Below are 9514 nucleotides of genomic sequence, written 5' to 3' on the forward strand. Positions count from 1 at the left end.
TGTATACAGGTCTGAGTACAGTTTTAACACAAGGGACTCGCAACCATGACAGGGACAAATTTTCTGACCGGAGCCGAAGCCATGGTGCGTATGCTCGAAGCGCATGGTGTGACGCATATGTTTGGCCTGTGCGGCGATACCACTTTGCCCTTTTATGATGCCCTTGCCCGGATGGATCACGGCATTCAGCACATTCTGACACGGGATGAACGGCACGCGGCCTATATGGCGGATGGCTATGCCCGCGTCACCGGCAAGCCCGGCGTGTGCGAGGGCCCGTCCGGGGGTGGTGCGACCTATATCTTGCCCGGAGTAGTCGAGGCCAACGAAAGCTCGGTTCCGATACTTGCGATCACGTCGGATGTGGCGACGACCAGCCGCGGTAAATACCCGTTGACCGAACTGGATCAGCCTGCGCTGTTCCGGCCTCTGGCCAAATGGAACACATCCCTCGACGACGCAGCGCGGCTTCCGGCCATGGTTCGGGCCGCCTTCAGGGCGATGACGACCGGCACGCCCGGTGCGACGCATCTGGCGCTGCCGTTTGACACGCAGAAGGGGCAGGTAGACGAGGCTGAAATCTGGGCGGATGACAGGCACCGCAGCTATCCCGCTGAACGGGCCGCACCTGACCCGGACGCCATCGAAGCAGCGGCTGCCATTCTTGCAGGGGCCAAATCCGCGGTTGCGGTCTGTGGTGGCGGGCCGGTCTTGTCCCGAGCGACCGATGCGCTGCGCCGAGTTGCAGGCCTGCTGGACATGCCCGTGGCCACAACCGTGTCGGGTCAGGGGTCCATTGCCGAGACCGACCCGCTTGCCCTCGGCGTTGTCGGGTCGAACGGGGGTATCCCGGCAACCCGCGCGGTCGTGGATCAGGCCGATGTCGTTTTGTTCATTGGCTGCCGCGCCGGTTCGGTCACAACGGAACGGTGGAGAAGCCCCGGGCGCAACACCACGATCATCCATATCGACAGCGATCCGATGGTGATCGGCGCCAATTACCAGACCGAAGTGGCGATCTGTGCCGATGCCCGTCTGGCGCTGGAGGCTTTGGCGCTGGCACTGGAAGACCGCCACGACCTGACCAGCCAAGGCGGAGCAGCCAAAGCCCGCGCCGCTTGGGAGGCCAAGAGGACCGCGTTCGCCCCGCTGGCCGCAAGTCGCGAGACGCCGATCCGGCCCGAGGCTGTCATGGCGTCCTTGATGGACATTCTGGATGACGACGCGCTTGTGGTCGCTGACCCCGGCACCCCCTGCCCCTATTTCAGCGCATATTACCGCTGGCGGAAACCGGGGCGCCAATTTATCACAAACCGGGCACATGGGGCGCTGGGGTATTCGCTGGGCGCGGCCATGGGGGCACATGTCGGGCGGCCATCGGTCAAAACCCTGTCGGTCATGGGCGATGGCTCGTTCGGGTTCACCTGCGGCGAATTTGAAACGATGGTTCGGCACAATATGCCAATCACTTCGATCGTCTTCTCGAACTCGGTCTTCGGATGGATCAAGGCTGGTCAAAATGCGGGATTTGGTCAGCGCTATTACAATGTTGATTTCAACCGGACGGACCACGCCGCTGTTGCGGCCGCCTTTGGCGTCAAATCCTGGACCGTCAAAGACCCAGAGGATCTGACGCGCGTGCTGAAACAGGCGATTGAGCACGACGGCCCAACGCTTGTCGACATTCATTCACAGCCGCTTCACGAAGCCGCCGCGCCGGTCTCGGAATGGGTCGCGTAAGCGGCAATTGACGGGGTCAACTGGGCCAGAAATTCCTGCGCAATCGTGGACAAAGGGCGTCCCTTTGCCGTGATGATCGCAAGATCCAGCATGACTGGCGGCGCAAATGGGCGGGTCAGATACCCGCTCTCCTCGTCAAAGGTGACGGTAAAGGGGTCGATCATCGCGACCCCCATACCCTGTTTGACAAAGCTCAGAAGGTTTTCGGACAAATGGGTGTGTATCTGGGTGCGCCATGTGTGACCGGATGCCTGAAAGATGTCGCGGGTCCGGCGATGGGTCTGGTGTTCCGGTCCCATCACGATGAAGGGTTCGTTTTCCAATATCTCTGGCGTCAGAACGTCGTGCTCGGCCAAGGGACTGCCCTCAGGAAAAGTCGCGAGTGTTTCAAACTGAAACTCCTGATAGTTCAGTGTGTCATGCAGAATGGGCATCTCGACAATACCGATTTCAAACAGGCCCGAGATGACCCATTCCTGAATCTTGGATGAATATTGCGATTGAAAGCTGACAGACAGGTTCGGGCGCGTTTTGGCAAACCGCGCGATCTCGCGGGGCATGAAACCAAAGGACAACAGGTGCGGCGCGGCAACCTGCAACTGTCCGGGATGTTTGTTTTGCAAATCGGTTACGGCCTGCGCCACGTGGTCCAGCCCACGCACGACCGTGTCGACCTCGCGAAATAGCATCTCGGCCTCAGGTGTTGGCAGCAATCGGCCTTTTGTCCGTTCAAACAGAGGCAGACGCGCCTCGCGTTCAAGCTGTGCCAGAAGGTTGCTGATGCCGGGTTGCGATATCCCAAGAACCGAGGCCGCGCCGGTCACGGTTCCGGTTTCCATTATGGCATGAAATGCCTGAAGCTGACGAAAGCGCAGGGACAACGATAATCACATCACTTTTTCTGATGAACTTACGAGAATATAATATTTGAAATGATAGCTCGGTCAAGGCAGGCTTTCCCCATCGACAGGGGGCGAAATGAGCAATCTGGCACAGAAAATCATCGGTTATGACCTGTGGCATCTTGAACTGCCGGTCACATCCCGCCGGGATCACGGCATCGGGTCGGTTGAAGGCGTTTGCGAAGTCGTCATCCTGCGCCTGACATCCGAGGATGGCACCCAAGGGTATGGCGAGGCATCGCCCTGGTCGGTATTCACCGGAACACCCGAAGCGAGTTTTGCCGCGCTGGACCGTTATCTGCGCCCTCACGTTCTTGGGGCATGCGTTGGGGATCGGGCCGCAATCATGGCACGTGCGGCTTACGCGGTGGCACATTGCACCGAAGCCAAGGCCGCGCTGGAAACCGCGCTGTTGGATCTGGCAGGCCGGATCAGCGATGTTCCGGTCTGGTCCTTGTTGGGTGGTCGCTACCGCGACAGCATTCCGCTGAGTTGTTCCATCGCAAATCCCGACTTTGCCCAGGACATCGAACTATTGGCACGCCTGCGTGAGGATGGTGTTCGGATTGTCAAACTCAAGACCGGGTTCAAGGATCACGCCTTCGACATCATGCGGCTGGAGTACCTTGCCCAGAACTACCCGGAGCTCTCGGTGCGCGTGGACTATAATCAAGGGCTCAGCATTGATGATGCGTCATCGCAGGTGCGGGACGTCGCTCAGTTCAAACCGGATTTCATTGAACAACCTGTCCGCGCCCATCAGTTTGGCATGATGGCAAAGCTGCGGCAGATGACGGATGTTCCCCTTCTGGCCGACGAAAGCGTCTTTGGCCCCGAAGACATGGAGCGCGCAGCCCGCGAAGGGATCTGCGACGGGGTTTCGGTGAAGATCATGAAGTCAGGCGGCCCGACCCGCGGGCAGACGGTTGCGCGCATCGCTGCGGCCCATGGCCTGACGGCCTATGGAGGTGACATGTTCGAGGCTGGCCTGGCCCATTTGGCGGGCACGCACATGATTGCCGCGACACCGGAAATCTCTCTGGGCTGTGAGTTTTATCAGGCGTCCTATTTCCTGAAAGAGGACATTCTGGAGCAGCCATTTCAGGTCAAGGACGGTCAGGTTTGCGTGCCTCAAAGCCCCGGGCTTGGCGGCAGACCCGATCTGACCAAACTGAATCATTATGCGGTTGCCAAGGCGGTGACAGAATGACGGAAAAGAAAACCATAGCCATCATAGGGGCCGGAATTGTCGGCGTTTCGACTGCGGTTTGGATGCAGCGGGATGGTCACAATGTGATCCTGATCGACAAGGCAGGCCCTGCCGAAGGTACCTCGCACGGGAATGGCGGGGTATTGGCCTCGTGTTCTATCGTACCGGTAACAGTCCCCGGATTGTTGGGAAAAGCACCGAAGATGCTGCTGAGCCCCTCGCAACCCTTGTTCCTGAAATGGGGGTATTTGCCAAAGCTTCTTCCGTGGCTTTGGAAATACCTCAGACATGCAAACGCCGCCGACGTCGAGAGGATCGCCGCAGCACTGACATCCATCGTTGGCGACAGCCTGAATGACCACAAGGCGCTGGCGGCCGGAACGGGGGCGGAAAAGTGGCTGGTTCCGTCAGATTACCTGTTTCTTTACAGGGATCGCGCGCATTTTGAGGAAGATGCCTTTGGTTGGGAGATCCGGCGCAGGAACGGGTTTCGGTGGGACGAATTGGAAGGTCACGCCTTCCATGAATATGACCCGGTTTACAGTCAGGGCATCGGATTTGCCGCCCGGCTTTCGGATCATGGCCATATCACCGACCCCGGCCGGTACGTGAAAGACCTTGCCGCGCATGTTGAGGCGAACGGAGGTCGTTTCATACGCGCAAATGTCGAAGATTTGGTTAGGGAAAACGGACGTGTCACCGGTGTTCGGGCCGGTGGCGAGACCATTGCTTGTGACGCAGCCGTCGTGACGGCAGGGATCTGGTCGGGCCCATTGGCAAAGCGCTTGGGAGTTTCTGTTCCTCTTGAAAGCGAACGTGGTTATCATCTTGAATTGGTAGAGCCTTCCGCGATGCCGCGCAGCCCGGTTATGGTTGTCTCGGGCAAGTTCGTTGCGACACCGATGGATGGGCGCATACGCTTGGCGGGCATTGTCGAGTTCGGAGGGCTGGATGCGCCGCCCTCGCGCGCACCGTTCGAGTTGATGCGCAAAAATGCCCGGGCGGCGTTCCCGGGCGTGACATGGAAGGAGGAAGTGGAATGGATGGGGCACAGGCCCGCCCCGGCTGACTCGATCCCGGTCATTGGCGATGTGCCCGGTATCAAAGGGGCCTACATGGGCTTTGGGCATCACCATATCGGCCTGACAGGCGGGCCAAAAACCGGGCGCCTTCTGGCGCAGATGATTGCGGGCAGAACGCCAAATGTCGACATGAGCGTCTACGCGCCGTCACGATACGCAAAATAACAAACAAACCGGTGAAAAAACGCCGGTGTTTCCAAATTCAACAGGGAGAAGAATGATGAAGAAACTGACGAACCTTCTGGCGGCAACTGCGCTGACTGCCACCGCTGCTGCACCCGCCATGGCCGAAAAATGGGACATGCCGATGGCCTATTCGGCGTCAAACTTCCACTCGGCCACGGGCGCGGAATTTGCCAAATGCGTCACCACCGGCACCGGCGGTGAGATTGAAATCGTCACGCACCCGTCCGGATCGCTGTTCAAGGGCGCCGACATCAAACGCGCGATCCAGACCGGACAAGCCCCGATCGGTGAGCGGTTGCTGTCCGGACATCAGAACGAAAACGCATTGTTCGGGTTTGATTCCATCCCGTTTCTTGCAACTTCATTCGACGACAGCGCCAAGCTTTGGGAAGCGGCCAAACCTTCGATCGAAAGCCTGCTGGCCGAACAAAACCTGACACTGCTTTATGCAGTGCCGTGGCCGCCGCAGGGTCTTTATTTCAAAAACGAGGTGAACTCGGTCGCCGAGATGAAGGGTATCAAGTTCCGCTCGTACAACAACGCCACTTCGCGGCTGGCCGAGTTGACCGGGATGCTGCCGGTCACCATCGAAGCGGCTGAAATCAGCCAGGCTTTTGCAACCGGGGTCGCGGATTCAATGATATCGTCGGGATCAACCGGATATGACCGCAAGGTTTGGGAAAGCCTGAACTATTTCTACGAGGTCGACGCCTGGCTGCCGCGCAACTATGTGATGGTCAATTCCGACGTCTGGTCTGGTGTATCCGATGCCAACAAGAACGTCATCAAGGGCTGTGCGGAACTGGCGGAATATGCCGGGAACTGGCGCGCCAAGGAATACACCGGCTTTACGTTGCAAGGCCTGCGGGATGGCGGCATGACCGTTGGCCCGGCATCGGATCAGATGGTGCAGGAGTTGAAAGAGATTGGCGTGACCATGACCAATGAATGGTTGGAGGCCGCTGGGGACGAAGGCAAGGCCATCGTCGACGCCTTCAATTCGTCGCAGTAATCCTTTCGGAACGGGCGGTGGCATATCCTGCCGCCCGTTTCACATCCAATCAGAACACAGCGGGGACGGCATGGCGGTTTTGCGAGGGCTTCGGTCCGTATTGGATTTCATTTATCTGGCGGCAGGGGTTCTGGCGGCACTCAGCCTGATTGCCATATTGCTGCTGATCGTAGTGCAGATGCTGGCCCGCTGGACCGGCGAAGTGTTTCCCGGCGCACCGGATTATGCCGGTTATGCGATGGCTGCCGCCTCTTTTCTGGCTTTTGCCAACGCGCTGAACCGGGGCAGTCACATCCGTGTATCGATCCTGCTGAACGCAGTGCCGGACGGGGTGCGGCGCATTCTTGAAGTCTGGTGCTTTGCCATTGGCACGGCTGTTATGTGGTATTTCTGTTGGTATGCCTATCGCTTTGTCTACTGGAGCTGGAAGTTCAACGATGTCAGCCAGGGGCAGGATAGAACCGCCCTTTGGATCCCTCAATCCGCGATGCTGATCGGTGCCGTGATCCTTGCCATCGCCCTGACGGATCACCTGATCCATGTCCTTTTCCGCGGTGAACATCGGATCGTCCGCGATCTGGCCGATCAGAGCCACGGGGAGTAAGCGCATGGAAAATCTGTCTGTTATCATCCTCTTCCTCTTTGTGCTTTTTACCCTGTTGGGCACCGGTGTGTGGGTCGGACTGGCCCTGATGGGTGTTGCCTGGGTCGGGATGGAGCTGTTCACGACACGCCCCGTGGGCGACGTCATGATCACGACCATCTGGTCGGCATCGTCCTCGTGGACCCTGACCGCCCTGCCGATGTTCATCTGGATGGGCGAGATCCTGTACCGAACGCGATTGTCCGAGGACATGTTCAAGGGACTGTCGCCCTGGATGGCCCCCCTGCCCGGTGGTCTGGTGCATACGAATATCGTTGGATGTACTGTCTTTGCAGCTGTCTCGGGGTCGTCTGCGGCAACCCTGACGACCGTCGGAAAGATGTCGATCCCCGAGTTGCGCAAACGCAATTACCCCGAGCGGATGATCATCGGCACATTGACCGGGGCTGCGACATTGGGGCTGATGATCCCGCCCTCGCTGACCCTGATCGTGTACGGGGTGACGATCAATGAATCGATCACCAAGCTGTTCTTTGCCGGCATCCTCCCCGGCCTTGTTCTTGCGGCGATGTTCATGGGCTATGTCGCGCTGTATTCCAAGCTGGGGAAGGACTGGAACCCGAACGACGAAAGCAAGCTGAGCTTTTCCGAGAAAGTCAAAAACTCACGCTTTCTGCTGCCTGTGATCCTGCTGATCACCGTTGTCATCGGGTCGATGTATCTAGGCTATGCCACCGCGACCGAAGCCGCCGCTTTCGGCGTGATCGGGGGGCTTTTGCTGGCCGCCGGTCAGGGGTCGCTGACCTGGAAGACCTTTACCGAAAGTCTGATGGGGGCCACGCGCACCAGTGCGATGATCGCCCTCATCCTTGCGGGGGCGGCCTTTTTGTCGCTGTCGATGGGGTTTACCGGGCTACCACGCGGACTGGCCGACCTGATCGCCGGATGGGACCTGACACGGTTCGAACTGCTGATGGTCTTGCTGGTGTTCTACATCATTCTGGGATGCTTTCTGGACGGGATTTCTTCGGTCGTGCTGACCATGGCCGTGGTTGAACCGATGATCCGTGACGCCGGGATCGACCTGATCTGGTTCGGCATCTTCATCGTGGTTGTTGTCGAGATGGCGCAAATCACACCGCCGATTGGGTTCAACCTGTTCGTGATGCAGGGCATGACAAACCACGAGATGAGCTATATCGCACGTGCAGCGATCCCGATGTTCCTGATCATGGTATTGATGGTTTTCATCCTCATCTGGTTCCCGGATCTGGCGACATGGCTGCCGGAAAATCTGCGCCAAAGCCCGGGCGGGTAGAACGGCCTTGAACCCGCTTCATCTGGTGGCGCGCCATGGCCCTCATGTTCTGATCGCCGGGCTGGCGGCTGGGCTTCTGCTGCCGTCTCTGGCCGAGCCGATGCGAAACCTGCTGCCGCCTCTGGTCGTTTTGTTGCTGTTTGTTACCGTCCTCAGGATGAACCCGAAAACCATTCTCGGGTCGCTGAGTGATCTGCAGAAGGTTGCATTCACAGTCATCGGGTTTCAATTCGTGATGCCGCTGATCGTGCTGGCCATCGGGTTCACGGGGGGATGGACTGGAACGCCTGTCCTTTTGTCCCTGCTGATCATGGCGGCGGCCCCGTCCATTTCAGGCAGTCCCAATATGTGCCTGATGATGGGCCATCCGCCTGAACACGCGATGCGGCTGATGGTTGTGGGTACGGCGCTGTTGCCGCTGACCGCATTGCCCGTATTTCTGCTCATGCCCGAACTGGGGGATATTAAATCTGTATTGCTGGCCGGGTTGCAATTGCTGCTGACCATCGTACTTGCAACCGGGGCTGCCATTATCACCCGGCGCACAGTTCTGCGCACACCCTCACCCGCGACGCTACTGAATTTGGAAGGCTTGGCGGCACTTACCTTGGCTGTGTTTGTCATCGGGCTGATGCCTTCGGTCAGTGCCACGGCCCTGAACAATCCCGCCATTGCAGCCTTCTGGATCGCGCTCGCCTGTCTGGTCAATTTCGGGGCACAAGCCGTTGCATTTCACCTGAGCCGAAACCGGCTGCCCGCAGACAAATCGACCGCGATATCGATTATCGCGGGAAACCGGAATATCGCCATATTCTTTGTCGCCCTGCCAACCGATGTCACCGCCCCGATCATGGCCTTCATCGGCGCGTATCAGATCCCGATGTACCTGACGCCCATGATCATGCGACGCCTTTATGGCAAGAACAACCTTACCGCGTAACGGCATCTGCACTTCGGAGCATCTTGTAGATCTTACGTGCAATCCCGGATCACAAAGTGCTTCGTCGTTTCCTCAATGACTTCCCAATAGCCGCGAAACCCGTTCGGGATCAGAAAACTTGCCCCGTCGCGAAAATCCTGTCGGGTGCCGTCTTCGTGGATCAAAGCGCAATGGCCTTTGACAATATAGCAATATTCGTCTTTGTCCGTGAACGCATGCCATTTTCCGGGCGTCGAGGTCCATGTGCCCGCCGACAACTTGCCATCCGGACTGGTAAAATGCATCCCGATCTGGTGATGCGGATCGCCGTCGACAACGCGGCCCGGAAGATCGGCCAGGCGCCGTTCGCTGCGTGTTGCGGGCGCACCGAAGAGATTGAGAACCTGAGATGTCATGACATCATACCCTCCTGCTGGGCGTGTGTTTCAAAACAGCATGACCCCCCCTCTGCGCGTTGATGGCCCCTTTTGTGATGCGGGGGTCGTTGCCTTCGCTGAGGGCGATTATGGGACGGGTGGCC

General features: G+C 58.5%; 9 protein-coding genes. 7 read left to right on the top strand and 2 right to left on the bottom strand.

Annotated elements, in window-relative coordinates:
* Window positions 1-45 precede the first annotated feature (45 nt).
* The gene (locus AC2FPW_RS16195; RefSeq protein ID WP_496814543.1) at window positions 46-1740 is read left to right on the top strand and encodes a thiamine pyrophosphate-binding protein; all 1695 of its coding nucleotides are present in this window, start codon (window positions 46-48) and stop codon (window positions 1738-1740) included.
* Here the strand turns inward: AC2FPW_RS16195 and AC2FPW_RS16200 are convergent.
* Entirely contained in the window at window positions 1701-2621 is a 921-nt protein-coding gene (locus AC2FPW_RS16200) for a LysR family transcriptional regulator (protein WP_496754865.1), read from the bottom strand. The two genes, AC2FPW_RS16195 and AC2FPW_RS16200, sit on opposite strands and share 40 nt — an antisense overlap.
* 97 nt (window positions 2622-2718) lie before the next feature.
* Between AC2FPW_RS16200 and AC2FPW_RS16205 the strand changes: the two genes are divergently transcribed.
* The 6 genes from AC2FPW_RS16205 (at window position 2719) to AC2FPW_RS16230 (ending at window position 8994) form a co-directional block, all read left to right on the top strand.
* The gene (locus tag AC2FPW_RS16205; RefSeq protein ID WP_496814544.1) at window positions 2719-3852 is read left to right on the top strand and encodes an enolase C-terminal domain-like protein; all 1134 of its coding nucleotides are present in this window, start codon (window positions 2719-2721) and stop codon (window positions 3850-3852) included.
* Complete coding sequence (locus tag AC2FPW_RS16210; RefSeq protein ID WP_496814546.1) at window positions 3849-5099, top strand: NAD(P)/FAD-dependent oxidoreductase; 1251 nt, start codon at window positions 3849-3851, stop codon at window positions 5097-5099. The genes AC2FPW_RS16205 and AC2FPW_RS16210 overlap by 4 nt, the downstream gene beginning before the upstream one ends.
* Window positions 5100-5154: 55 nt before the next feature.
* Window positions 5155-6132 carry a TRAP transporter substrate-binding protein gene (locus AC2FPW_RS16215; RefSeq protein ID WP_480484889.1) on the top strand — a complete coding sequence of 326 codons (978 nt, stop codon included), beginning with the start codon at window positions 5155-5157 and terminating at the stop codon, window positions 6130-6132.
* A 70-nt stretch (window positions 6133-6202) separates the two neighbouring features.
* A complete protein-coding gene (locus tag AC2FPW_RS16220) occupies window positions 6203-6736 on the top strand; it encodes a TRAP transporter small permease (protein WP_480589049.1) in 534 nt (177 codons plus the stop codon).
* Window positions 6737-6740: 4 nt separating this feature from the next.
* The gene (locus tag AC2FPW_RS16225) at window positions 6741-8054 is read left to right on the top strand and encodes a TRAP transporter large permease (protein WP_480560740.1); all 1314 of its coding nucleotides are present in this window, start codon (window positions 6741-6743) and stop codon (window positions 8052-8054) included.
* 7 nt (window positions 8055-8061) lie between these two features.
* Window positions 8062-8994: a hypothetical protein gene (locus AC2FPW_RS16230; RefSeq protein WP_496814548.1), complete on the top strand. Its 933-nt coding sequence runs from the start codon at window positions 8062-8064 to the stop codon at window positions 8992-8994.
* A 32-nt stretch (window positions 8995-9026) separates the two neighbouring features.
* Here the strand turns inward: AC2FPW_RS16230 and AC2FPW_RS16235 are convergent, their stop codons facing one another.
* On the bottom strand, window positions 9027-9389 hold the full coding sequence (locus tag AC2FPW_RS16235; RefSeq protein WP_480968046.1) for a cupin domain-containing protein: 363 nt from the start codon (window positions 9387-9389) through the stop codon (window positions 9027-9029).
* Window positions 9390-9514 lie beyond the last annotated feature (125 nt).

The sequence above is a fragment of the Ruegeria sp. SATB027 genome, assembly GCF_059613825.1.